Genomic DNA, 26,034 nt, shown 5'->3' on the forward strand with positions numbered 1-26,034 from the left:
TGCGCCAGCGCAGCGAGCAAGCCACCATTGTTAGATTATTCATAGAAACAGTTTAAAAATCAAAGCACTGTGTCAGCCATCCATTTAATCCTGCAATTATGTTGCAACGCTGATTGACAGCGCCGGAAAGCCGCCATTACTATCGTCCAATTCAGCAATTGATCAGGAAACGGGCCAATGAAACTTCGCCTGTGCGCCGCACTTCTTTCCCTTGGTTTTGCCCTGCCCGCTTTCGCTCTGGAGTCAGGCAAACTCGATTACCAGCTTCGCAGTCTCACCCCCGCACCCGCACCTGCACCTGCACCTGCCATTACAGCCAATACCCAGCTGGCAATTGATCAGTTATTTACCGATCCAGCCCCGCAAGCGCTCGCCGACTCGCTGCCGCAATGGCAAAAACACACACCTCAGCAATTGGCGTCGCAGCAAAATTTGTGGGAACGGGTGCGTAACGGCTTTGCGATTCCTGATATCGAAAGCCCGCTGGTCACCAAATGGGAAAACTACTACGCCAGCCGCCCCGATTACCTGAACCGGATTATCGAGCGCAGCAATCGCTATCTATACCATGTGGTCGGTGAAGTTGAAAAACGCGGCATGCCGATGGAATTTGCGCTGCTGCCGATGATTGAGTCAGCCTACAACCCGAAAGCCGAATCGCACGCCAAAGCCGCCGGGATGTGGCAATTTATTCCAGACACCGGCAAACGCTATGGGCTGGAACGCACCTGGTGGTATGACGGCCGCCGAGATGTGGTGGCCGCCACCGATGCCGCGCTGAGCTATCTGCAAGATATTCACGGCATGTTTGACGACTGGCAGCTGGCACTGGCCTCGTACAACTGGGGCGAAAACGCGGTTAAACGCGCGCGTGATCGCAATCTGGCCGCCGGTCTGCCTGCGAGTTATATCGACTTGCGCATGCCCGATGAAACACGCAATTACGTACCGAAATTACTGGCTATCCGCAATATCATCGCCGATCCGGCGGCCTATGGCGTGAAGCTGCGCGACATCCCCAATCAGCCCTACTTTGCCACCTTGCAACCCGGCAAGCATATGGACGTGAGCGTGGCGGCCAAGCTGGCCGGGATTAGCGTCGAAGAGCTGCTGCGCCTGAACCCCGGCTTTATCCGCCCGGTGATTGCCCACAAGGAAGATCGCAAGCTGGTGCTACCGATCGAGAAAAAAGAAGTATTCGAGCGCAATCTGGCCAGCTACCAGCAGCCATTGCTGAACTGGCAGCCTTACGTCACCAAGCAGGGTGAAAACTTTGACCAGCTTGCCAGCACGTTTGGCATCGATTCGGCCGAGCTGCGTGACATCAATGATATTGCCGCCAATGATCGCAGCGCGCGCGGTCAAACGATCTTGGTACCTAAAGTGGCCGGCCTGGATATTTCCGAACGTCAGACTTTAGCAGCACTGCATAAAAACCGCGAAGCCGAAGCCATTGATACCGGGGAAAAAGATACTCCCAAACCGGTACTGGCCGCAGCCCGATCAGGCGAGAAACTCGCCGGTCGCGAGCATAAAGTGGCCAAAGGCGACACGCTATTTAACATCGCCAAACGCTACAACCTGAGCGTGGCCGAGCTCAAAGCAATGAATGGCCTGAAAGGCACACAAGTGGCGCTGGGCGACAGCCTGCGCGTTGGCAACGCCAGTGCAACGCCGAGATCTTACGTGGTTAAGCGTGGCGACACCCTCGCCTCGATTGCCAGAAAGCTCAATGTGGATCTGATGGATTTGAAAAAAATGAACCGCAAGCCCATTACCCCGGGCATGACGCTGGTGATGAATTAATCCGGCAAAAGCTCAACAGCGCCGCTAATAGAAAATATTAGCGGCGTTTTTATTTGGCAGGGTATTGCCATGCAGCACATACTGGGCAATACGTTCAAAGCAATACCCCCCACATTCAAAACTAAATAACACGTCGGCGCGGGAGGCAAAGCTATGTTTCGCTGGATATTCATGCTGGTGGGTCTGGCATTTGGCTGGGATGAATGGGATTTGGTCGGCGGGCTCATCCTGGCTGTGCTCGGCTTTGTCTTTGGCCAATGGCTGGACAAACGCAATGCCAGCACAAGTACCGCAAGCCATAGGCCGGTCAATAGCATTGCCAGCGAGTTGCAACAACTCAAGCGCCGAGTGTCGCAGCTGGAAGCCGAAATGGCGCAGCTCAAAGGCATGCCCAGCCCGGCAGAGCACACAACGAGCGCCACCGCTAGCGAACCCACACCGATTTCAACCCCGATCGTCGCCGCAGCAGAGACCGCGCCACCGCCTCTGCCGCACGGTGCGGGTATTATCGCGACAAGTGCACCTGCGGCTGCGACGGCTGCTCTCTATCCCGATGCCGACCCTGCAATCAGCACACCGCAGCCTGCGGCAGCTCACCCGCGCCCGCCCCTCACCAATCCAGTCTCCAATCCCGTCTCCGAGCCAGGCGCGCTGGAGCAGGGGCTGGCAGCGCTGAAAAACTGGTTTCTGGGTGGCAATACCGTCGTCAGGCTGGGGATGCTGATTCTGTTTTTTGGTGTGAGTTTTCTGCTTAAATTTGCCGCCGATAACCAGATGCTGCCGATTGAAGTGCGGTTGGCCGGTTTGTCGCTGGGCGCTGCGCTGATATTTACCATCGGCTGGCGCTTGCGCGAATCACGCCGCAGCTATGCGCTGATTATGCAAGGCGGCGCGCTCGGCCTGCTGTATTTCACCGTTTACGGCGCGATGAAGCTCTATCAGTTGCTCCCGACTACGCCGGCTTTTGTGCTGCTGGCCTTGCTGGGGCTGGCCTCGGCCATCCTGGCGATCCGGCAGGATGCCAGCGCGCTAGCGTTTATGGGGATTAGCGGCGGCTTTCTGGCGCCGATACTGACCAGCGACGGCAGCGGCAATCATGTGCTGCTGTTTGCCTATTTTGCGCTGCTAAATGCCGGGATTTTTGCGATTGCCTGGTTCAAGGCCTGGCGCTCGCTCAATCTGCTGGGCTTTGTTTTCACCTACGTGATTGCGCTGCTGTGGGGCGTCTTCGACTATCGCAGCGAGCACTACGCCAGCACGCAACCTTTTGTGATGATTTTCTGGCTGTTTTTTGCCGGAATCAGCACGCTGTACGCGATCCGGCGCAGCCATACTTTGGCGAGCGTCGTCGATGGCACGCTGGTTTTTGGGACACCCATCGCCACGCTGGCGCTGCAAGCGCAAATTCTGGCTGGCGTCGAGTATGGCATGTGTTACAGCGCGCTGGTCGGCGCGACTTTTTATCTGGCGCTGGCGGCGTGGCTGCACGCTCGGCGCGATGACAGCCTGCGCTTGTTCACCGAAGCCCAGCTGGCCATTGGTGTGCTGCTGGCCACGCTGGCGATACCGCTGGCTTTTGATGGCAATGTTACCGCTGCGATGTGGGCACTGGAAGGCGCTTGCGTGGTCTGGGTCAGCCTTCGTCAATCGTCACAACAGCGTAGACTGGCGCTGGTTTTCGGCCTGCTGCTGCAATTTGGCGCGGGTCTGGCCGTCATCATCTCCAGCCCGTATTACACGCCGCTGGCTTTCCTCAATGGCGTGTACCTGGCTGATCTGTTACTGGCGCTGTCGGGGCTGTTCTGCGCCTGGCAATTACACGAAAAGCAGCCCGACTGGGCCAGCAAACCCATTTTGCTGACCGTGGGCTGGTTGCTGGGTGGCTGGGGGCTGCTGTGGTGGGGCAAGGCTAATCTGGACGAGATAGCGCGCTTTCTGGACGGTGACGCCATCCAAAACGCGCATTTATTGCTGCTAGTGCTCACTGCGGCGATTTTCCAGCAATTCTTTCTGCAAGGCTGGTGGCGCAATGCCAAAGTGGTGGCGATTGCGCTCGGGCCGATACTGCTGCTGATCGCGCTGGAGCAATTTGGCCAGCTAACGCATTACTTTGCCCTGTGGGCCTGGCTGATTGCGCTGGCGGCGCTGTTTGCGCTGCTGTACCAGCAAGACGATGCTCACAGCGGCAGCGATAGCTGGCAGCACACCGTAGCCGCCTGGCTGGTATGGGGTATATTCAGCAAAGAGATTATTTATCTGACTCAGCAGCACATACATAGCGAGGTATTCGAGCTAGCCGCGTTTGCCCTGCTGATCAGCGCGGCAGTGGCCGCAGTGAAATATCTGCCCAGGCCGATCAGGGCACACTGGCGCGCTTACTGGGTGTACGGTACGGCACCGATGGCGCTGGTCTTGCTGCTGTGGGGTTTTTATAGCGCGCTCTCGGGCGGCTCATCCGGCCTGCCCTTGCTCAATGCGCTCGATCTGGCACAACTGGCCGCTTTGGCTGCGCTGGTGTTCTGGCTTAAACCTGCGCTGGCCGAGCTGGAGATCCGCACTACCCCGCGCCTGATTTATGCCGTGCTGGGGCTGGCCGTATTTGTCTGGCTCAACGCCATGCTGCTGCGCACGCTGCACCATCAGGCCGAGGTGGCCTATACGCTGGACGCATTGCGCCACTCCACACTGGTGCAAATGAGCTTGTCGATATTCTGGACCATTATCGCGCTGGCGCTGATGCTGGCGGCAACGCGATCACGCCTGCGCGTGCTCTGGCTGATTGGTGCGGGCTTGCTGGGCATTGTGATCGGCAAGCTGTTTTTGCTGGATTTGTCGAATATCAGCGGCATCGAGCGCATCGGCTCGTTTATGGGCGTGGGCGTGCTGCTGCTACTGATCGGCTATTTTGCCCCGCTGCCACCGAATGAAGACACTGAAGCGGCAGAGGATTAAATCCGGCCAGATTGCAGAAAACTCATTCGCAGCCAGCAAACAAAGCCACCTTGCGGTGGCTTTGTTTGCTGGCTGCTGACAAAGTGGAAATTCACCATTTTTTAAGTCTCGGCAAAGCCGAGCCTAAAAAATAAGGCCGTGAATCTGCAGCCTTGATGTTTTATTCCCACCCCTCCCGTCTCCTCCTTGAGGGGAGCCTCGCTTCGCGAGTGGGGTTTGTCATTACCAACAGCATTGGTTGACGTGGGAAAAATCAGCGCGGTGGCGAGGTGCGCTCGGGTTTGAGCTGACGATCGACTTCTTTCCAGCGCGCATGATGCTCGCGGATCAGGTGGATGGCGTCTTCAATCGTATCGACGACAATCGGAATTTGCATATCCACCGGGCTGGCCAGACCGGCCTCATTGCTCACCATATAGTGCTGCGCCCAATCGACCAGCTCGTGCCACATTTCGCCAACCAGAATCAGCGGCGTGTCATACAGCTTGCGCACTTGCAGCAGTTGCCAGACCATCGATAACTCGAGCAGCGTGCCAATCCCGCCCGAAGTCACAATAAACGCATTCGAGCGCAGGATAAAGTGGTGCAGGCGCGAGAAGAAGGTCTTGTGCTCGAACACGCGGCCAACAAAATCATTCACATTCTGCTCGAAATCCAGATCAATACGAATGCCCACCGACGCTTCGGGTTTATTGGGCGCGCCCTGGCTGGCGCCTTCGTTGGCGGCCTGCATCAGGCCCGGGCCGCCACCGGTGACAATGTGGCAACCCATCGCCGCCAGCTGTGCAGCCAGCTGCTTCACGGCTTCATAGCGCGGGGTGTTTTCCTCGATCCGGGCCGAGCCGAAAATGGTGACATGATAATCCGGCGTATGCGCCGGACGCAGGCGGGAAAGATCGTCAACGGCATCCCACAATTTGAGGACCGCCTCGCCAACAATATCGAGCGCCTCTTCGTCGTCAATCACACCGATTGGTTTGTTATAAGCGTTGATCATATGAGCCCCTGTTCTTGTATGGTCGAATTACGACACTATCAGCTTAGCAGGCCGTTGAAAAACTACTACGGGACTCAAAAGCTTCGTTTAAAAATCGCTCAAAATCCTCATTTACTACTTGTAAACTCCGGTTTCTCGCCATTTTTTGCCTTGCCTTTGAGCCCCTCGCTACCTTTTTCAACCGCCTACTAGGCGCAAATGCGCCTACTTGTAAGTCACAGCCGAAAAGTTTTGGTTCAAAACCATTCCTCATGCCAGCACAGATACGGCCTTGCCGCAAAGCTTGCCCGGCTTTGGTTTACAATCGCTTCATCCTTTTTTATCCCTCTGCCACTCAATCATCATGCCCAATACCGCCACCACGCCCTTGCCCCTGCAATGCCCTGAGCTGCTGCGCCACAGCGGCCTGATCAATGGGCAATGGCTGCAAACGCAGGCCACGATGAGCGTGAATAACCCCGCCAATGGCCAGCGCATCGCCGAAGTACCACGTATGGATGCCGCACTGTGCCAGCAGGCCATTGCGGTAGCAGAAGCGGCGTTACCGGGCTGGCAGGCCCGCAGTGGCAAGGCGCGCAGCCAGCTATTGCGGCGCTGGTTCGAGCTGATCATGCAGCATCAGGACGATCTGGCGCTGATCATGAGCAGCGAGCAGGGCAAGCCGCTTGGCGAGGCACGCGGCGAAATCGCCTACGCGGCCAGCTTTATCGAATGGTTTGCCGAGGAAGCCAAGCGCATCTATGGCGATGTCATGCCGCATCCGAATGCTGGCCAGCGCATTCTGACGCTGAAACAGGCCGTTGGCGTTTGCGCGGCGATTACCCCGTGGAATTTTCCCGCCGCCATGATCACCCGCAAAGTGGGCCCGGCGCTGGCAGCGGGCTGCACTATCATTGTGAAACCAGCTTCGCAAACGCCGCTGACCGCACTGGCACTGGGCGAGCTGGCCCAGCAGGCCGGTATTCCGGCAGGCGTAATCAATATCATTACCGGCAGCGGGCGCGAGCTGGGCGCGGTGCTGGCACAAAGCCCGCAGGTGCGCAAACTCTCATTCACCGGCTCAAGCGAAACAGGCCGCGCACTGATGGCCGCTTGCGCGCCGTCGATCAAAAAGCTGTCGCTGGAGCTGGGCGGCAATGCGCCGTTTATTGTGTTTGAAGATGCCGATCTGGACGCGGCGGTAGCAGGCGCGATCGCCAGCAAATTTCGCAACGCCGGGCAAACCTGCGTGTGCGCCAACCGTTTTCTGGTCGCCGACGCCGTGTATGACGATTTCGCCGCACGGCTTGCCATGGCAATTAGCCAGCTTCAAGTAGGGTATGGGCTTGAAAGTAATACCCAGATTGGCCCGCTGATTGATACCCCTGCCATAGAAAAAGTCGAAGCGCATATTGCCAACGCCTTGCAGCAAGGCGCCAAGCTGCGCTACGGCGGCACACGCCATGCGCTGGGCGGCACCTTCTTCACGCCAACTCTGCTCACTGAAGTGCCCGCCAGTGCGCTAATCAACCACGAAGAAACCTTTGGCCCGGTGGCCGCGCTGGTGCGCTTTCACAGCGAAGCCGAAGCGATTGCGCTGGCCAATCACACCGAATTCGGGCTGGCAGCCTATGTGTATACGCAGAATCTGGCCCGCACTTTCCGCGTCGCCGAAGCCATCGAAGCGGGCATGGTCGGCATCAACACCGGTCTGATCAGCAATGAAGTCGCGCCATTTGGCGGCATCAAACAATCGGGGCTGGGGCGGGAAGGATCAAAATACGGGATAGACGAATATCTGGAAATCAAATATCTCTGCCTAGGCTAGCTGCCATTGGCGTCTAGTATTGCACCGAAGCCGGGCATCCGGCAGGCAAAAAAAACCGCACCAGAATAGTCCGGTGCGGCAAGAGGATGGAGACGGTAGGCCGGAAGTAAAATTCACTCCCGGCCGAAAATCAGTGCGGTGCAGGTGTTGCACTGCGAAAATCGCACTGTAATCGGCGTCCTCCTCTCTGACCATAAGCAATTGTCGCATCAGGAAAATACCTGAAACCACCAGCCCGACTTATCTAATACCTTTACTTTTGTTGCTGCGCCTGCTGTTGTCTTTGCACGGCCATTTTCAGTGCGTTCAGCTCGGCAGCAGGCAGATCGGGGCTAAACGTTGCGCCACCCATGCCATCGGCCTTGAAGGCAATCGGCAGGCTCATTGTTTTACCGCAGGCTTTGCCCACCCAGATTTCCTGCCACTGGCCACGTACCATCATCTGGCGCGTGGGCTTGGGCAGATTGAGCGTCAAATATTCGCCTCCCGATACTGGCTTGCCGATTTTGAAATCAACCGGCGTGATGTCTTCGTTGGTACATTTGGCCTTGGTCGCCAGTTGCTGGAAGGCTTCGGTCACCACCGGATCACGCATCACTTCGCGGCGCAGATTCAACGGGGCAATGCTGTTGCCAATCTCGCTGGCGCGCGCCCAGGCTTCCTTGTTGGCGCATTTGCGATACCAGTTAGCACGCTCCTTGCTGCCAAACGCGGTGACCGAGCTGGCAATATCGTTGCAAACCGATTCAATGGCCAGATGAAACCCCTGCTGCGCCGATTTGTACATCAGCTCGGCAGCGTAACGCTCGTTTTCACGCTCCTTGAGCGAGCGCTTGGCCAGCGCCTGATAACGCGCCTCGTCAATCCGGCCATTGGCCTTGGTCAGCCCCTGCATCGCTTCCTGCTTAAGCAGATTGGACAGCAATAACTGGGCTTCGGGTTTATTTTGCGCAACCAGCGGGTCGATCAGGCTGCGGGCTGCGGAGATATTTTTGCTGGTTCCCTTGCCCTGCATATACATCTGCGCCAGCAAAATCCGGGTTGAGAGGCTGGCGCTGCCTTTTTTATGCTCGGCACTGGCGATATTAAAGGCTTGCTGGTAATCGCCTTTTTCAATCGCGGCATTAAGCTGCACTTCATTGGCCTGTGCGCTTTCCATCGTCATGCTGCCGATGGTTAGCACTGCAGCCAGAACGGTGAGCACTGAAGTCGCTTTGTGCGTTGCGGTGGCGGAATTAGTCATTTGGGGTCTCCATCCTCGGGTTGCGGTTTTATTGTGCGGCTATCTTACTGTAGTCAGCGCACTTCGCCTACAAAGCCAGGACAAAGCCGATTCAAGACAGCCTCAAAACAATCTCAAAACAGTTTCAATACCGATGCCGCCACCCACTGTTTGCTGCGGCCTCGCTGCTTTGGGCTGAAACTGGTAAAAATGCGGCTAATGTCTGATTATGGCTATCCAGCAGAATGCAGACTGCCTATCATGCTGACATCGTTAATCGGAACCCTCGTATGAGCGCCACACCTGCCCTCTTTCGTAATCGCAATTTTATCCTGCTGTGGCTGGCGTCGATTGTGGGCAATTTTGCGCTCGCCGTGGCCATGCTGGCAGAAACCTGGTTTGTCGTAAAAACGCTGGGCGCCAAGGAACAGCTGGGGATCGTCATGATTGCCGGATCGGTACCGCGCATTGCCTTGATGGCCGTCGGCGGCGTATTGGCCGACCGGATGCGGCGCAGCCGGATTATTCTGGTGTCGCTGGGCTCACGGGTGCTGATGCTGTTTGCGCTGGTAGGGCTGCTGGCGATTGGCCAGCTTGATATCTGGGCGCTAACCGTATTTGCCTTTCTCTACGGCGCACTGGATGCCTTTTTCTGGCCAGCCCGCGATGCGCTAATTCCGGCTATCGTGCCCGAGCGCGATTTGACGCGAGCCAACTCGGTCATGCTGACTACCAATCAGGTGGGTCTGGTCTTTGGCCCGGTGCTGGGCGGTATTTTGCTCGCCACCCTGAGCTACGAAGTGATATTCGGCCTGACCGGCGTCATGCTGGCTTTGGCAACAGCCTGCATCGGCTTTATTAATGAGCCCTTTGTCGCCAAAATCCGCCAGCATGGCAGCACCATGCTCAGCGAGCTGAAAGAAGGCGTGCAATATGCGATCAAAACGCCGGTGCTGCGCGCACTGATGCTGGTGTATGCGGCAGCCAATCTGCTCTTTATGGGCCCGCTGGCGCTGGGCATCCCGATTATTGTGACCGAAAACCTCAACGGCGAACCGGCCACGCTGTCTTATCTGCAAAGCGCCTTTGCCGCAGGCATGGTGATCGGCGGCATCTTGCTGACCATGTATCCGCCGAGCAAAAAACGGCTGCTGATGATTACCGTGATTATTGCGCTCGAAGGCGTGTTGCTGGCCATGCTGGCACACACGCACTGGGTCTGGATTGCCATCGCCATTCAGGCACTGATCGGGCTTGGCGTGGCGGGCAATAATGTCCCGATGATGTCGCTGATCCAGCAGTATTCAGACAAAGACAAAATCGGCCGCGTCATGAGCCTGAACAGCATGGCCTCGATGGGGCTGACGCCGCTCTCGTATGCGATGGTCACGGGGCTCCTGTCGCTGCACCTGTCGATGGGCTGGATCATGCCCATCTTCGGCCTGACCATGGCCGCGCTGATGGTGCTGATGACACTGCAAATGACGGTGATTCGCGAGGTGGATTGATGGGGCTCGATTCCGTAGAGCTCATCGTCATGGTCGAGCAGGAATTTGCCATTCGGATTACCGAGAGGGTGCGGCTCGGATTGTGACTGTTGGCGAGCTGTGCGATCACGTTGTGCTGTGCTGCATGCAATCACACGGCCTAGCCGCTCCAGGTGCAGCGAATGTCGAGCAGCGCGTCAGCCGGATACTGGTGCAGCAACTACAAATCCACCCGGAAAAAATCCACCGTACAGCCCGCTTTGTCGACGATCTGGGGCTCGACTAACGTCGTTATTCATGAAAAACGCCACAAAAAATACCACGTCAAAATACTGATTTTAAAGAAAAAAATCAAAAATCATCGTCACTGGTGAATTCCACAGCCATATAGATTCCCAAATCAGCAGCGTACGCGCATAGTGGCATCCATTCAGGAGGATGCCCATGATGAAAGCCCACGATTTTGTACTTGCCCTGCTGGCCTTTGCACTATTTGCCATGCTGGCTTTTCTGCCGATGTTCTCACACGCGGGTAGCTTGCAAGTCCATACCTGGCAAGGCGCAGCGAAAGCCGCACACACCATTGCGCATGATGATTATTGCAGCGCCAGCACCACCGGGATAGACCAGTACGCGCTACCCATTCTGAACGCACGCGGACTCAAGGCCAGCCTGGGGCTGATTGCCGGTAGCTGCACGGATGCGCAATGGCAAACACTGAAGGAGCGCGTGGCGCAGGGGCACGAATTATTCAACCACACGCTCACCCACCTGGGCATGCTCGAGCCCGGCTCGCTGGCCCCGATCAGCGGCTGGGATAACCTCAGGGAAATCGTCAGCGCCCAGCAGTTGGTGCAAAGCAAGCTGGGCTACACCATGCACTTTGTCGCCTTCCCCAGCGATCTGGCCACCCCGCAAGCCAAAGCCTTTGTCGAAGCCCAGAGCGAGATTCTGGGCGTGCGTGCGGCCAAGCATATTTACGATGGCAAAGCGGCCGGGCTGAACGACGCCAACCAGCTGCAACCATATTTTGTGAAATGGGATGGTTACTGGCGCGATGGCAAATGGTCGCTGTACAAACCGGCACGCGGCAATATGCTGATCCAGCACGTTGACGCCGCGCTGACCGATGGCAGCTGGAGCTACCGCACCCTGCACGGCGTGGCCGATAGTTCGTGGGAAGCCGCCCCAGTTGATCAGTACACCGCCTACGCCGACTATCTGGCCGCCAAAGTCAAAACCGGCGAGCTATGGGTGGCGGGCCCCAGCGAAATTATCCGCTATCAGGTAACACGCACGCAGTGCCCGCTGAAACTGGATGGCAACACCATCAAGGTCAGCACCAGCAATCCGCTCTGCGGCCGTTATGGCACGGCACTCACGGTGGATGTCCGGCTCGACGCTGGGCAAAAAGGCACCTTTATCCAGCAAGGCAAAGCCCTTCCCGTCCAGATGCTGGACGCCGCCACCGCCCGGCTGGCGATCAACCCTTTGCTGGGCGATGTAAAAATTCAATAAGGGTATATGCCGCTAGAGCATAACCTAAAAAGATTACCGGCCAATACCTCTTTGATTCGGCCTGCGGCCGGTACAGCCGAATCAAACCAATAAAAAGGATGGAGAAAATGCAATCAAAGCAATTTGGTCGTGCCTTAGTATTTGCGTTGCTCACCAGCTCAGGTTTGCTGGTGAGCAACGCTCAGGCGCTGAGCACAACGCCAAAACCAACCGCCGTTCCCGGTTATCCAAACTGGGTGAACTCCAGCGTCTACACAGGCGGCCAACGTGTCAGCTACAACGGCGCAGCTTATGAAGCCAAATGGTGGACACAAGGGGACAATCCCGCGCAATCAGGTGAATGGGGTGCCTGGAAACTGATTAGCGCAGCGACCCCAACTCCTGCCCCAACGTCAACACCGCTCGTTTGCCCATCCATGACGCCCCCCCCAACGGCCACTGGCATGACGGCCAAACCAATTTATGACACATATGGCTGCATCACAGGCTGGGAAATCACCGCCTGGATTACGCCACCACCAACGCCGACAGCGACTGCAACTGCGACACCAGTGGTCAATACCGGCACCTGGAACGCCGCCACCGCCTATACCGCAGGGATTGAAATCATTTACAACGGTCGCCGCTATCGCGCCAGATGGTGGGTACAAGGCCAGGTGCCAAATCCGGCCGATCCTTGGGGCCCGTGGGAAGATCTGGGTCCCGTGGGTTTACCGACCCCGACCCCTTCACCAACCAGCACGGCAACAGCGAGCCCAAGCCCGACCCCGGCAGCTCGCGGCATTGTGAATGAACTTCAGGTCAGTACGTGGAAAAATGGCGCCAAAGGCGCGTATTCATTGGTACACGATGACTATTGTTCGATGTACTACGGCACCGATCCCTACATCCAGATCATGAACCCCGAGCTGAAAAAACGGGGTCTGGTTGCGGGCTTTGGCATGATTACCGGCAGCTGCTCGCCGCAACACTGGGCTGCCGCCAAAGAAATGATTGCCAACGGCCATGAAATCATCAGCCACAGCCGCTCGCATCCGAACCCGTATATTGCAGACGCCGAGCTGGACGTTCAGCTCAACGGTGCCGCCGCTGATATCGCGGCCAATCTGGATGGCTACCAAGCCAGCTATTTTGTCTGGCCGGGTGATGCAGCATCGACAGCAGCTACGGATTTCCTAAAAACCATTCCGCAGTACATCGGTGGCCGCGCATCGCATCTGGTGGCCAATGGCAATGTGGATTACACCACGATGCCAGCCGGGGTGAATGCAGCCAACTTTGACAATCCTTACCGCATCAAGTGGGATTTGTTCACCGTTGATGGCAAGTGGTCGCTCTATCCGATGGGCAGCGAAATCCTCAATCTGCACATTGATGCCGCCATCAGTCAGGGCGCATGGACCACGCGCACCGCGCATGGCGTTGATACCGGCTACTGGGAAACCATTCCGCTCGATCGCTACCTGGCGCACTTGGATTACGCCAAAGCCAAAGTCGACTCGGGTGAATTGTGGATGGATACGCCGAGCAATGTGATCAAGTATCGCTACGCGCGCGAGTTCTGCAAACCGGTGCTCACGCCCAATGGTAACTGGAGCAGCCTGCTCACGTTTGATACCAGCGCACCGCAGTGCCAGAAGTACGCAACCCCGATCACCCTGCAGATGAAAGTTCTGCAACAGGGCGGCATGCTAGGCGCGATCCAAAATGGCAAGGCAGTCAAAGTGACAAACGGCCCGAACAATACGGCGATGATCACGGTTGACCCTAGTGCAGGCGATGTCACCTTTGCCTACGCCCTACCTTAAGCACGCAGAATGAACGCCTGATCTAAGATCGCGTTCAAATCATGGCGCTCATGTTGGCCAAAACCGGCATGAGCGCCAGCAGGTATATGCGGCAAAAATATAAATCACAAAGATTACCGGCCAATACCCCTTGATTCGGCCAGTGGCCGGTACAGCCGAATCAAAACCAATAAAAAGGATGGAGAAGATGCAATCAAAGCAATTTGGTCGTGCCTTAGTGTTCGCGCTGCTCACCAGCTCAGGTTTGCTGGTGGGCACCGCACAGGCGCTGAGCCCGACGCCCTACCCGACCGCCGTTCCCGGCTATCCAAACTGGGAAAGCGCCAGCGTCTACAACGGCGGGCAGCGCGTGAGCTACAACGGCGCAGTGTTTGAGGCCAAATGGTGGACTCAGGGTGATAACCCCGCGCAATCAGGCGAATGGGGCGTGTGGAAACGGATTGGCGGCGTACAAATCACGCCAACACCAGTGCCAACCGCAACACCAGCTCCGACCGCAACTACCGGCCCAACGCTGGCCCCATCACCGACACCCACGGTGTTCATGACGTCCAAACCAACGCCGACCCCCACGACCACGCCCGTGGTCAACTCCGGCACCTGGAACGCCGCCACTGCTTATACCGCTGGGATTGAAATCATTTACAACGGCCGCCGCTATCGCGCCAAATGGTGGGTACAAGGCCAGGCACCAAATCTGGCCGATCCTTGGGGCCCGTGGGAAGATCTGGGGCCAGTGAGCGTACAAACGCCAACGCCATCACCGACCGCGACGGCCTCGCCTTCGCCAACACCATCATTCTGCCCACCAATTTCACCCCCTGCGCCGCCACCGGGCTTTTATTACGAAGTGGATAACAGCGTTTGCCCGGCACGCTACACGCTGGTAGGCCCGAAAGAAGTGCTGCAAAACATCGAAACCAGCACCTGGAAAAACGGTGCCAAAGGCGCGTATTCACTGGTGCACGATGATTATTGTTCAATGCCGGACAATAAAGACCCCTACATCCAGATCATGAACCCCGAGCTGAAAAAACGGGGTCTGGTTGCGGGCTTTGGCATGATTACTGGCAGCTGCTCGCCGCAACACTGGGCTGCCGCCAAAGAAATGATTGCCAACGGCCATGAAATCATCAGCCACAGCCGCTCGCATCCGAATCCGTATATTGCAGACGCCGAGCTGGACGTTCAGCTCAACGGTGCAGCCGCTGATATCGCGGCCAATCTGGATGGCTACCAAGCCAGCTATTTTGTCTGGCCGGGTGATGCGGCATCGACTGCAGGAACGGATTTCCTAAAAACCCTTCCGCAGTACATCGGTGGCCGCGCATCGCATCTGGTGGCCAATGGCAATGTGGATTACACCACGATGCCAGCGGGCGTGAATGCAGCCAACTTTGACAATCCGTATCGCATCAAGTGGGATTTGTTCACCGTTGACGGCAAGTGGTCGCTCTATCCGATGGGCAGCGAAATTCTCAATCTGCACATTGATGCTGCCATCAGTCAGGGCGCATGGACCACGCGCACCGCGCATGGCGTTGATACCGGCTACTGGGAAACCATTCCGCTCGATCGCTACCTGGCTCACTTGGACTACGCCCAAACCAAAGTCAATAGCGGCGAGTTGTGGATGGACACCCCATCGAACGTGATCAAATACCGCTATGCGCGTGAACATTGCAAGCCAACGCTGCTCAAGGCGGAAAACATCATCCGCTTTGATAACAGCTCGGCGCAATGCCAGAAATACGCCACACCGCTGACGCTGAAACTGAGCACCCAGCTCAATCCGGGCTCGGTTGCTGCCCAGCAAAACGGCAAAGCACTGTACGCTAGAAGAACGGCAAACGGTGTCTTCCTGACGGTTGATCCGCTGGGTGGCGATGTCAAACTCAGCGCCGTGCCAAGCTATTACTAATCGCTATTACTAAGCGGTGTAGTGACGCCAGCACAGACTGGCGCAGCGCATAAAACCCCATCCATCCCCACCGCTCGGCTCACCACTGGGCGTGTGGGGATTTTTTCATGGCCCGGCTCATGCTAAGCTGCGCGGCTTGCTAGTCAGGGTTTGCTGCGTTGTGGTTACACTGAAAAAACGAAACGTGATTACCGTTACCGATCTGGGGCGGACTGAAACCTGGGTCAAGTTTTACAACGGCCTGTGCGACGATTGTGTCGGCAGCTGCTGTACGATGCCGGTGGAAGTGAAGATTGTCGATCTGATCCGCATGGGGGTGGTCGATGAATTTGACGCGGTCGAGCCCGCCAAAAACATTGCCAAACGGCTGATGAAGGCGCGCATTATCGAGCACTTCAATTTCAAAAATGAAATCTACACGCTGGCACGGCGCAGCAATAACGACTGCATTTATCTGCACGAAGAAACGCGCCGCTGCACGATTTACGAAAATCGCCCCAATACCTGCCGCAAACACCCACAGGTAGGCCCACGCCCTGGCTTTTGCGCCTACAACCAGAAAAGATAGGTATATTGCCGCAGGCTAATTCCAGATTGGCCTGTAGGGCAATACCCCATCATTTCCATTGCAAGCTGTCTTTATCCCAATCATCGAGTAATTCGGTCTCGGCCTCTTCGCGCGCTTTGGCAGCTTGCTGCCTTTGCTGGCTGGCGCTGGCCAGCGCCGCTTCATATTCGGCGCGCTGCGGATCGCTCATTTCCGGTTTGAGCTTTTCCAGCGTCGCTGCTGCGCGATAAGACGGCAGCGGAGCCGGATCGTGCAGGGCTTGCAAAAGTGTATTGAGCTGGCTGGGGCTAACGGGCATGGCTGACTCCTGAAAACGGCAAGGAGCAGCCACAGCTGCTCCGTTGAATAATGGTTGGAATTGGGAATATTGAAAATTTAACCCTGCAAGCTGCAAACGATCCGCGCTCGCGCCGTCAAAACAGCTCCTCGCCGCCGCTCTCGATATTGACCTGCGGCAGCGTATCGTAAAACACCATCTGGTTTCTGCCGCCTTCTTTGGCGGCGTACAGCGCCTGATCGGCGCGCCCCAGCGTAATACTCAACACTTCATACGGCCGGATATCAGTAATGCCGCCGCTGATCGTAACCTGATCAATTTGCGGAAAACGATGCTGCTCAACCTTCTGGCGAAAGCGCTCCAGCGCCAGCAAAGCACCTTCACGTGTTTGCGGGCCCAGAATAATGACAAACTCCTCGCCACCAAAGCGGAACAGCCTATCATTGGCGCGAAAACAGGTGCGCATCAACTGCGCCATGATCAGCAGCACCTCATCACCATACAAATGCCCCAGACGATCATTGATCCGCTTAAAATAGTCGATGTCGAGCACGACTAGAAAGTAATAAGCCAAGCCGCTTTCCTGCCTCCGCCCGGCATGCAATGGCTGAACCCCGGGCAGATTTTGCAAAGCGGTGACGATTTTGAAAAATTGCCGCTCCAGCGTTTTGCGGTTAAGCAGGCCGGTGAGCGTGTCGGTTTCACCGTAATCGAGCAAGGCAATGTGATTTTCGTATATCCGCGCCATGCCCTGCAGCATACGGAAATCCGAAGGCACCAGCCCTTTGTCTAGCCGCAAATCCAGCAAGGCATACACCTCGGTTTGCCGATGCAGCCCCAGAATCACGCGGCTGCCGTTGGCATCCATTTGCAAGGCGCTTTCTGACACCAGCGCACCATGCAGCAGCGGGTCAACCTCGCCTGCCTGCCCTTGCCCGGCATGATGAACACTCTCGACTGCATGCTGGCGTATGCCATTTTCATCAAACTCGACCAGCAGTGCCAGACGGCGCTGCTTGGGGGCGGCCAGCGTGCGATAGAAACGCAGCGATGCGCAAGGTAGCATTTCGTACAAAGTCAGGCACATACTGACCGCTAGATCATCCCGGTCGGTTAGACCGGTAAATTCGGCCAGTGACTGCACCAGATCCTGCGGGGATTTATTATTGAGTGGCATAAACCGCTCACTTGTGGGTGGCATGGGTTTTAACCATAGTCAGACGCCGCCAGCGCCGCAATCTCAGCCCCCGAGTTGATTGATGTCTGGCGCTGATGTCTGGCTGACACAGCCAAAAAACGCTAAGCACGCTGCGGCTCAGCGGCATCGCACGGGGCAAACCAGGCTGGAAAATCAAGGCGCAGGCGCGGCAAATACTGACGTGAGACGGGAATCAGCTCGTCGCCAATCAGCAGACACCAGCCCTCACGTCCGCGTTTTTGCGCGGCGCGGACTTTTTTCGGGTTAACCAGATAGGAGCGGTGCACCTGAATCAGCACACTATCGTCAAAATAGAGCCGGATCGCGCGCAGACGCAGCGTAATATAAGCCGGAGCGCGCAAATCCTGCGCCACTATCGCGCTATAGCCTTTTTCGGCGCGGATAAACTGCAGCTTGTCACGGCGCGAAGCAATCTCGTACAACTCGGAGAGCAATTGCGGCTGTCGCCCCAGATCGTACAAAGAGCGGCGCACCGCGCCCAGCTGATCGAGCACGCTGCGATAATAGTGCTGCTCGGCTTCGCTCAGCGGCGCTTTAAATTGCACATTGAGCTGATAATCATCCAGCTGCACGCTGAGCGATTGATCACCGTCGCTCGCCATCGCCACCAGCTCATCGTCCAGCTGCTGCACTGCCGTGGCCTCAATCAGCGGATCGTCAGCCAAAAACTGCATCGTCAGCTCCAGCATTTTTTCCAGGCTGCGCTGCTCGGACAAACGCTGGGCAAACTGGCCAAATGCCACCACGCGGCTGGCATCCGGTGCCGTTGTGGGTCTGCCTTGCCCGCGTTGCTCAATATTCAAGCCAGCCGGATCAGCCTCTGCCCTTTCTACCGCTACGGCCTCGGGATGGACAGTGGCGTCGGTGCCCGCATCCGGCCGCAGAGCTGCCAGCTGCCAGGCGATGCGCTCGCTCGATTCGCGCCAGAGCTGCAGTTGTTGCCCGTAGGCGCGGGCTTGCGGCGCATCTGCCAAGGCCGCAGGTGCGGCCAGACTGAGCTGGTGCAGATCGCTCAACTGCATGGGCAACACGTCGACCACATTTTTGATTTGCCGGATATGCAGCCATTGCAGCTCGTCCTGCCGCGCGCGGCGATGGCGGACAATCAGTGCAATTACACCACCCAGCAGCAGAAAACTAAGCACAGCGCCAGAGAGCAAATCCACCCAGGCCGGGTGATGACGCCACCAGTAACCCAGATCATTGCGCACCGAACGCGGCCAATCCACGGCCTGTTCGATCTGGCGCAGCAAGCGGTAATCGCTGGCGTCGCTGGTGATTTCCCACAGACCCAAGCCCAGCAAACCGTGCTGACGGGCGTAAGCCAGCTTGGCGGCCAGTGCGCGCGGCGTTTCAATACTGATCAGCTGCTGCTGCGAGGCGCTGTAAAAATGGCTGGCTTGCGCTTGCTCGTCCCAATATTCAGCAAAGCCCTGCCCCAGCTGCAGTGCGGCCATTTCATCCTGGGAGAAAATCCCGGTTGGCCCAGTTTGCGCATTATCCCACGAGCCCATACTGACACCGCCATGCGGCTGAGCCAGACCCGCATTGTGGGCGGCGACGCCATTAAAGCGGATACCCTGGCTGGGAATCATCAGCGCCAGCTTGCCCGGCGGCAAGCCATACTGCTTCAGGGTATTGACCGCAACATCAATACTCAATTGGCCTGCAGGCATATACAGTGGGGATTTATGCGAAGTCTTATTGCTCCACGCCCCGACAAAATCAGTCGCGATCAGCATCACATAATCGGTCTGCCCGGCCAGCGCAGCCCAGGGCAGGCGGCCAATCTGGGCCGGCTGCACACCGCTACTGAGCCCGATGATCAAATTGCCCTGCGCGGCGCGTAGCTCGGTGACAAAGCGCAGTAAATTGTCGCCATCCTGCGGGCTAACGCTATTGCCATCGCGCCCCAATCCGGCGGGAAAACGCCAGTCAATTTCCACCCCGTCAAAACCATGCGTGCGAAGGAAAAGCAGCGTCGATTGCACCGCACGCTGGCGCAAAGCCGGGTTGGCCAGCACGCTGGAAAAATGCGCCGAGTAATTCCAGCCGCCCACCGCCAGCACGGTTTTCAGCCGCGGATAGCGCGGCTTGTAGGATTTAAGCAGGGCATAATTGCCGCGCAACAAGGTGCCATCGGGCTGGGTATAGGGTTTATTCAGATCGGCAAAAGCATCGCCAGCCTGCAATTGCCCATGCGGGTCAAAGTAGGCAAAGGCGTAGGTCAGCTGATCGAGCCGCTCCAGCGGCAAATCGGCCAGCGCCTTGGTCTGGCTATAGCTGACCCAGAAAGGGTAGTAAGCGAAAACACGCTCAATCGCCTGCACCGGCGCAGCCAGCACGGCAAAAAAAGCGCACACAATCAATAGGTTGCGCACCCGCATCTCCATCCATCTGTAGATAGGCAAAAGTTGGCATCCGAGGCATAACAAGATGCGAATTTCTGCTTCTTCGATTCACGATCTAGCGTCGTGATTGGAGGTGCTAGCTTACAAGCTTATCGTTCAATTGACCATGAAATACCCGGCAAACTGGCCGAGCGCGAGCCAGACTGTGGCAAATTGTCACTGGCGTGATAGCTGAACACCAGGGAATACTTGGTTTGCGTCGTGCTATTGCGGCTGGCGGCGTGAAAAGTGCGTGCGTCAAACAGCACGACATCGCCCGCAGAGAGCGTAGGAAATTGAGCTTTTTCCACCCACGATACAGCCGCCGGATGCGTCGGCAATAAAAACTCGCGCTCGTCAAAAGCGTCTTCGGGAAAAGCGGCCAGATGCGAGCCGGGAATAAAACCCAGCCCGCCATTCGCGGGTGATTCATCCCCCAGCGCCAGCCAGCTCGACACCAGCTCGGGGCGGGCAAAGCGCCAGTAGCGCACATCGCGGTGCCACAAGGTATCGCTGCTAAAGCTCGGCTGCTTGGTCATCAGGCTATTGTGATGCGCCTGCGTCAGCGTAATCTCGGCGCAACCGAGCAATTGGCCGATTAATTGCAACACGGATGCTTGCCCTGCCCAATCCATAAAAACCGGATCACGCGTCGCCATCCCGCGCAAACGCCGGATGGTTGAGCCGCCCTGCTCATCACCCGACTTGGGCGCGCCCGGGTAGCCCAGCTCGGCCTCCAGCTCCAGCGGCGGCAGACGCAGCTCAAGCTGGCGCATCGCCTCAGCACGGATCGCCGCCACCTGATCGGCAGGGGCAAATCCACGCAAAATCACCACACCATCGTGCGCAAACGCCGCAGCAATCGCATTCACATCGCTAAAATCGGAAAAAGAAATAATCGCCACAGTCATCATCCACAAAGCAGAGCCCGATTGTACTGCAATGAAAGACGCAAGCCCATGCGCAAATCCCCATCATTGCTAGCCATACAGCGTAGACGGCGATGAATCCCAATGCAGGTTAACCCAAGAATTCAGCGACAAGCTGGGCGGTTTTTTCATGCGACGCCTTGCCTGCTGTCGCAGGCGATAAACCGGCCGTTTCGCCGGCCATTGGCAAGGCGCCGCAAAACTCGCTGCGCGAGCTTGGGTTTTATGCGGCTACGCCGCGATGTTTGAATGCGCGTTCCGCCGCGCGGGCAGGTTGGGGGCTTTACTTGCACCCCGCGCTTCTCCAAAGCCCCCAACACCCCAAAGGAGCCCCCCCGCCTGCGGCTCTCCGGGCTATTAGCCTTAGGCCACGGTCTACGCTAAGGCAACAAGTTGCCAAGCTCCGCCACGCCTCAGTCGGTCGCGAGCCAAACGATAAAGCCATTTGTCTCGCTCCACTCCTTCGGCGATTGGCGACAGGTGATTTCAAGCCCTACCCCATAGAGAGCGAATAGAACAAGCATGGGTATATAGCCACAGATCATATATAAATTGATCTACAGAGCAACACCTAGGCATGTATAGGCAGAAATCGTTGGGTGCATGGGCTCCCCTGCATCAGCGCCGAGCGAGGAACAATTGGCAAGGGAATTCGGCGGGCTCTGTTTTGTTAAAGCCCGCCGCCTTGCCGATTGTCCACAGCGAGGGCATCGGCGCAGCCGACGCGGATGCCGGGGGCTGCTTTGGGGTGCAGGGGTATTTGCAGAAGCAAATACCCCTGCCCGTCTGCGCGGTGGAACGCGCACCAAAAACATCGTGCCGTAGGCACTGAAAATCATTACAATCGTTGAAATGAAATTGGCTGCAATCGGCCAGAAGCGGAAGTGTTACGCAGTGCTTTAGACGGATTGCGCCTTCTAGCTCGTTTGAAAAATTGTTAGGCCTCACATGACTATTCGTACCGCATGGTTTTGGACTTTAATCTGTTTCGTCATGCCACTACTTTTGAGCGTATTTTTTAAATAAGTAATTTCGTGCAACTGATTGGAAAAGCTTCGAACCGGTGTCGTGGCAAAGCCAGTTACCAAGCGCCTTCTACGCAGGAGGTAGTTGAGACTTTCCAATTGGTTATGCACCACTACTTATCTGGTTGGCTTCTCAATTGGCCCACTTGTATTGATTTACAGTATTCTCGGTGCAGTTTCTTTGGGTGCAATGTATGGCTGCCTGATAAAGAAGAAGCTAGGATTACTGGTCGCTATCCCTACAGGAGCATTTGGCGCATGCACTATGTGCATAATGCTTATCAATTACTTCATGTGGATTACTTTTCTATTTGGCATCAAAGATTATGTATGACCCAATGTAATCGGCTGCGGCATTAATAAGGCATTCAACCAGATTGTCCATTTTCTTTGTATGTATCACTGACCGCTTTGGGTCGAAACCCGCCCAAATTAAACCCCGCCTTCGCGTATATGGGCTGCCTAACGGAGATAAAATGCGATGCAGGTGGGCGATTTGAAATCACTGAAAGTACTTTTGCCCGCAATGACCAAGCGTTGAAGGCAGAAGTACTAATGAACTAATCGGTGATCGTATTCAATTACTGGGTTTGCTCAGACCGGTAACAGCAGTAAAGAACAACACAAACACAACCATGGGAGATGGTTCAGAAGTTATTGGTCTGCTTAGAAATAAGATGACAGGATGCCATCAAACAAGGCACTTCCATCCCCGTTTGAGATTTCCCCCGCCATCCCGACGGTGGATTGCACAATAATTTGCGCCAAAGTCTGATCAGTATAAATCGGCGGGCTGGCTGGATCTTCAAATACCGACTGCAACAAGGCAAATAGTTCGTTCGCCTGCTTTGGATACAGATCCGGGCGTGCTTCAATGGCAATAACGTCATATTTCTTAGTAAATGCATTAATCGCCTGAATCTCACTGTAATCAATTGCCTGGATGGTGTTGATGACGGTGCCGTAATACACGGACTCCAAATTTGCTGTGGTCGCGGCGAAACCGGCATGCCCGGCAATTCCTAATTCAGCACCGGAAAAATACTGATCTGCTGCCCCCTGATAGCTTGCAGGGTTAAATAAGGCGTAATAATTAGCATCATTGGAAAGATTATCCAGCGCAGCTTTACGCAAGGCCTCTGTAGAGAGCACGCCAGAATGGGTATTCATGGTCACTAGCGAGGACAGTGCCGCCATATCCTCAGGCAGAAACTCGCGAGAATCCGCTGGGGGGGTCGTATCCACAATGCTGCCGCGCAATTGAAAACCAGCTAAACCTTGGGCGGTGAAAAAATCTTCAACCTGCTGCGCCGTTACACCGGGGACGACTGGCGCTACAATCTCAGCCAGCATATTGCTAGTGAGCCCAATGCTGCGGGCTGTATTAAAAACTAAAGCCGGATCATAGAGGTGAGACATGATCCAGTCTTTCGCTTGATCCATCGTGACTTGATACTGATTCAATAACTGTGCTGCGTTCATAAGTGAAAATTATTCCGAATGTGTGAACTGAATATACGCCGGGTTCCCCAACTTGGATGACCGCGGCAACGGCTTGTAAATTACTTTCACAAAGAGTAACCAAACGCACCAATTCGGGTCAAATTTTCTTCGGATTAATTGAAAATAGCCCTTGCAGTGTGCGCCACGCGCACGCGATGCTACGTCATGGCGCGCAACACTACGTGTTTCACACCCTAAAAGCACTTTCTACTCGGGGTCGAGAGCTGCCAAATTTACCGGCCTGCCTGTTTCTTTGATTTACGACACCTGCCCCATCATCATCGCTTGCCTACAACCTTCTGAGTGATTAACGACACCATGATGATCAAACAAAGCACTTTCTGGCCGCGCCTACGCAGCCAGTTGGCACAACGTGCGCTATGGCTGGCCATACTGGGGCTGCTGCTGACAAGCTTAGCAGGGCTGACTTGGTGGCTAGAGTTATTTAGCCATTTTCTGCCGATTTATCTGCTCCTTGCCATGGCTGGCTTGCTGCTCGCCAGCAGCCTGCGGGAGCGGATTTTTGGCTTTGTTTTAGTGACTGTAGTCGGTGCAGTATATGGCTGGGCACTATATACACCAAGCCCTACAGGGGCATACCACCCCAGCACAGCGATTGCCTTTAATCTGCTCATTGCCAACACACAATACCGCAACGTCGAGCAATGGTTAAACGCGCAAGGCGCGGACGTCATTTTGCTAACCGAGGCCACAACTGAGTGGCAAAGCCAGTTGAGCACCTTACGCCAAACGCTACCGCATGGCTGTGCGGCATGGGAAGACAACCCGTTTGGCATTGCACTCTTGCTCAAGCAGGCGCCGCGCCATTGTGAAGTGCGCTTCTCCCCCGCCATGCCGCAACAATATCCACACCTGCGGGTCGAGCTGGCTGATGGTTTAGTCGTGTACGGCATCCATCCCCCGCCACCACTGGGCGCCGAATTAGCCGCGGCGCGAGATCAGCAATTGCGCTATTTGGCGCAACAAATCGCGCAGGAATCGGCGCCAGTGTTGGTGTTGGGCGACTTCAATATCACGCCCTTTTCGCCGATTTATCGAGCGTTTCGATCTCAAGCAGGTTTGGCTGAATTGGGCTTCAAGCTCGCGCCAAGCTGGTCACCCATCATTGGCTGGCCGCTACTGCCGCTGGATCGCGCCTTGGCACGCGGCATCAGCGCACGACTAACAATCGGGCCAGCCTTGGGGTCGGATCACCGGCCGATTATGGTGCAAATACCAGCCTTGTAGGTACGCCGTGCGCACGTTGGGTAGATGTGCGAAATGGTGCTCAACGTTTCACGTTTCACACCCTAACTGGAAGCTGGGGTATATTCACCCAAGCCAATTCAAGGCTAGCCTAGAGCACTACACATAGGTGGGTATATGCCGCGCTGGTGAAGCTGGGGTTTGAATTCCCGTGTAGCGAAAACCGCAGCAAGGAGGGAGACAAACAGCGGTATCGTTTGGAACTGGTCATGAAGGACGAAGCAAGGGCAGCGCGGAGCGCTTTGAGCCCGGGTCGCTTTTGGGGTGCAGGGGAAATTGGCGAAGTGCGGGGTCCCCGCAAAGTCGCAGACTTTGTGAGGTGCAAGTAAAGCCCCCTGCCTGTCTGCGCGGCGGAACGCGCACCAAAAACATCGTGCCGAAGGCACTGAAAGTCATTACAATCTTTGAAATTAAATTGGCTGCAATTGGCCAGAAACCGTCTTTCAGACGTGATAATCTTTTCCAGTTGACCGTCCGCAACTAATTGCATAAATAAATACCGCACGCGCGATGTCTCGCTAATCATCTCCAGCGAGCACGGTCAGCTTCGAATTAGGCATTAATGGAATAGTCAATTGGAATTTACTATGGATCTGCTAGTATTGCTAAAAAAAATTTACCTACTTGAGTGGGCCACTGCGCTGGCATTTATTGTCGGCCTTTGGAAATTCGCGTTAAAATCAGCTTTTGAGATTTGGTGGAAAAACAAATTAGAACAACAAACACAAGAAGTAGGAAATGCCCTTTCAATTCAAAAAGATCTAACTTTAAAACAGGTAGAATTTGAACAAGTAAAACTTGAAAGAGTTTTGCCATTGCTTGAAGAAATAAATGGCGCAATAACTGAGCATAATTTAATGTTCAATACTTATGTGCAAGCAATTGCAAACAACATACCTTACCCAGGTGAGCTCGAAGATCTGAGATTAGAACAAGATAAAAAAATGGTCTACACCTTATCAAAAATCTCAATCTATATTCCTTCTGAGTTTAGGACGCTACTATATCAAATCCGAAAAATTATAAGTTGTTCTTGGAATGATGCTGAAGTAGTCTGTGGTGTATTAAGGTCATGTGGTAGCAGCTCAGAAATAAGTAGTTCCTTGCAACTAATTGGAATGAATTTTGCTTCAAAATAGGCTCTTCATAGGAGCCAAGCTTGAAACGTAATCTTTTAGGTCAACCACTCACGCCCGATGAAATCGTCATGTTAGAGAGCATGGCGCAACAGCATCATCACGCCAATTTTCGCCCACGCGCCTTGGGTTTATTGGCTTTGCACGAAGGAGAGTCGCCCAAGACCGTGAGCAAAATATTACGCATGAGCGAACAAATGGTT

General features: G+C 55.6%; 19 protein-coding genes. 12 read left to right on the forward strand and 7 right to left on the reverse strand.

Going from position 1 to position 26,034, the window contains the following annotated elements; translation table 11 throughout:
- Window positions 1–177 precede the first annotated feature (177 nt).
- Window positions 178–1,806, forward strand: coding sequence for a LysM peptidoglycan-binding domain-containing protein (locus FLS37_RS12625; RefSeq protein ID WP_157670336.1), 1,629 nt, complete (start codon window positions 178–180; stop codon window positions 1,804–1,806).
- 153 nt (window positions 1,807–1,959) lie between these two features.
- Complete coding sequence (locus FLS37_RS12630) at window positions 1,960–4,758, forward strand: DUF2339 domain-containing protein (RefSeq protein WP_157670337.1); 2,799 nt, start codon at window positions 1,960–1,962, stop codon at window positions 4,756–4,758.
- A 253-nt stretch (window positions 4,759–5,011) separates the two neighbouring features.
- Here the strand turns inward: FLS37_RS12630 and FLS37_RS12635 are convergent, their stop codons facing one another.
- Entirely contained in the window at window positions 5,012–5,755 is a 744-nt protein-coding gene (locus tag FLS37_RS12635; protein ID WP_157670338.1) for an LOG family protein, read from the reverse strand.
- Window positions 5,756–6,098: 343 nt separating this feature from the next.
- Between FLS37_RS12635 and FLS37_RS12640 the strand changes: the two genes are divergently transcribed.
- Window positions 6,099–7,562, forward strand: a complete 1,464-nt coding sequence (locus FLS37_RS12640) for an NAD-dependent succinate-semialdehyde dehydrogenase (protein ID WP_198314617.1) — start codon at window positions 6,099–6,101, stop codon at window positions 7,560–7,562.
- A gap of 253 nt (window positions 7,563–7,815) precedes the next feature.
- Here the strand turns inward: FLS37_RS12640 and FLS37_RS12645 are convergent, their stop codons facing one another.
- Window positions 7,816–8,805 (reverse strand): hypothetical protein, encoded by a 990-nt coding sequence (locus tag FLS37_RS12645; RefSeq protein WP_157670339.1) that lies wholly within the window; start codon window positions 8,803–8,805, stop codon window positions 7,816–7,818.
- 269 nt (window positions 8,806–9,074) lie between these two features.
- On the opposite strand from FLS37_RS12645, the gene FLS37_RS12650 reads away from it, so the two are divergent.
- From FLS37_RS12650 to FLS37_RS12675, 6 genes are all read left to right on the forward strand, one after another.
- Window positions 9,075–10,292 carry an MFS transporter gene (locus FLS37_RS12650; RefSeq protein ID WP_157670340.1) on the forward strand — a complete coding sequence of 406 codons (1,218 nt, stop codon included), beginning with the start codon at window positions 9,075–9,077 and terminating at the stop codon, window positions 10,290–10,292.
- Window positions 10,293–10,416: 124 nt separating this feature from the next.
- Window positions 10,417–10,557 (forward strand): hypothetical protein, encoded by a 141-nt coding sequence (locus FLS37_RS12655; protein ID WP_157670341.1) that lies wholly within the window; start codon window positions 10,417–10,419, stop codon window positions 10,555–10,557.
- A 158-nt stretch (window positions 10,558–10,715) separates the two neighbouring features.
- Window positions 10,716–11,789, forward strand: a complete 1,074-nt coding sequence (locus tag FLS37_RS12660; RefSeq protein ID WP_157670342.1) for a polysaccharide deacetylase family protein — start codon at window positions 10,716–10,718, stop codon at window positions 11,787–11,789.
- Window positions 11,790–11,896: 107 nt separating this feature from the next.
- Window positions 11,897–13,597 (forward strand): carbohydrate-binding protein, encoded by a 1,701-nt coding sequence (locus tag FLS37_RS12665; protein WP_232522592.1) that lies wholly within the window; start codon window positions 11,897–11,899, stop codon window positions 13,595–13,597.
- Window positions 13,598–13,784: 187 nt separating this feature from the next.
- The gene (locus FLS37_RS17020) at window positions 13,785–15,518 is read left to right on the forward strand and encodes a carbohydrate-binding protein (protein ID WP_304487616.1); all 1,734 of its coding nucleotides are present in this window, start codon (window positions 13,785–13,787) and stop codon (window positions 15,516–15,518) included.
- Between the two features lie 184 nt (window positions 15,519–15,702).
- Complete coding sequence (locus tag FLS37_RS12675; RefSeq protein ID WP_232522593.1) at window positions 15,703–16,086, forward strand: YkgJ family cysteine cluster protein; 384 nt, start codon at window positions 15,703–15,705, stop codon at window positions 16,084–16,086.
- A 49-nt stretch (window positions 16,087–16,135) separates the two neighbouring features.
- Here the strand turns inward: FLS37_RS12675 and FLS37_RS12680 are convergent, their stop codons facing one another.
- The 5 genes from FLS37_RS12680 to FLS37_RS12700 all read right to left on the reverse strand — a co-directional run bounded on the left by FLS37_RS12680 (window position 16,136) and on the right by FLS37_RS12700 (window position 23,408).
- Window positions 16,136–16,384: a hypothetical protein gene (locus FLS37_RS12680; RefSeq protein WP_157670345.1), complete on the reverse strand. Its 249-nt coding sequence runs from the start codon at window positions 16,382–16,384 to the stop codon at window positions 16,136–16,138.
- Window positions 16,385–16,499: 115 nt separating this feature from the next.
- A complete protein-coding gene (locus FLS37_RS12685) occupies window positions 16,500–17,564 on the reverse strand; it encodes a GGDEF domain-containing protein (RefSeq protein ID WP_157670346.1) in 1,065 nt (354 codons plus the stop codon).
- A 98-nt stretch (window positions 17,565–17,662) separates the two neighbouring features.
- Window positions 17,663–19,963 carry a glycosyl hydrolase family 18 protein gene (locus tag FLS37_RS12690; RefSeq protein WP_198314618.1) on the reverse strand — a complete coding sequence of 767 codons (2,301 nt, stop codon included), beginning with the start codon at window positions 19,961–19,963 and terminating at the stop codon, window positions 17,663–17,665.
- A 119-nt stretch (window positions 19,964–20,082) separates the two neighbouring features.
- The gene (locus FLS37_RS12695) at window positions 20,083–20,877 is read right to left on the reverse strand and encodes a phytanoyl-CoA dioxygenase family protein (RefSeq protein ID WP_157670348.1); all 795 of its coding nucleotides are present in this window, start codon (window positions 20,875–20,877) and stop codon (window positions 20,083–20,085) included.
- A gap of 1,715 nt (window positions 20,878–22,592) precedes the next feature.
- Entirely contained in the window at window positions 22,593–23,408 is an 816-nt protein-coding gene (locus FLS37_RS12700; RefSeq protein WP_157670349.1) for a hypothetical protein, read from the reverse strand.
- Window positions 23,409–23,747: 339 nt separating this feature from the next.
- Between FLS37_RS12700 and FLS37_RS12705 the strand changes: the two genes are divergently transcribed.
- The 3 genes from FLS37_RS12705 to FLS37_RS12715 form a co-directional block, all read left to right on the forward strand.
- Window positions 23,748–24,677 (forward strand): endonuclease/exonuclease/phosphatase family protein, encoded by a 930-nt coding sequence (locus FLS37_RS12705; RefSeq protein WP_157670350.1) that lies wholly within the window; start codon window positions 23,748–23,750, stop codon window positions 24,675–24,677.
- 605 nt (window positions 24,678–25,282) lie between these two features.
- Window positions 25,283–25,834, forward strand: coding sequence for a hypothetical protein (locus FLS37_RS12710; RefSeq protein ID WP_157670351.1), 552 nt, complete (start codon window positions 25,283–25,285; stop codon window positions 25,832–25,834).
- Window positions 25,835–25,854: 20 nt separating this feature from the next.
- Window positions 25,855–26,034 (forward strand): hypothetical protein (locus tag FLS37_RS12715; protein ID WP_157315105.1); only part of this gene is annotated, 180 nt, incomplete at its 3' end.

Source organism: Chitinibacter sp. GC72 (genome assembly GCF_009760905.1).
GTDB lineage: Bacteria > Pseudomonadota > Gammaproteobacteria > Burkholderiales > Chitinibacteraceae > Chitinibacter.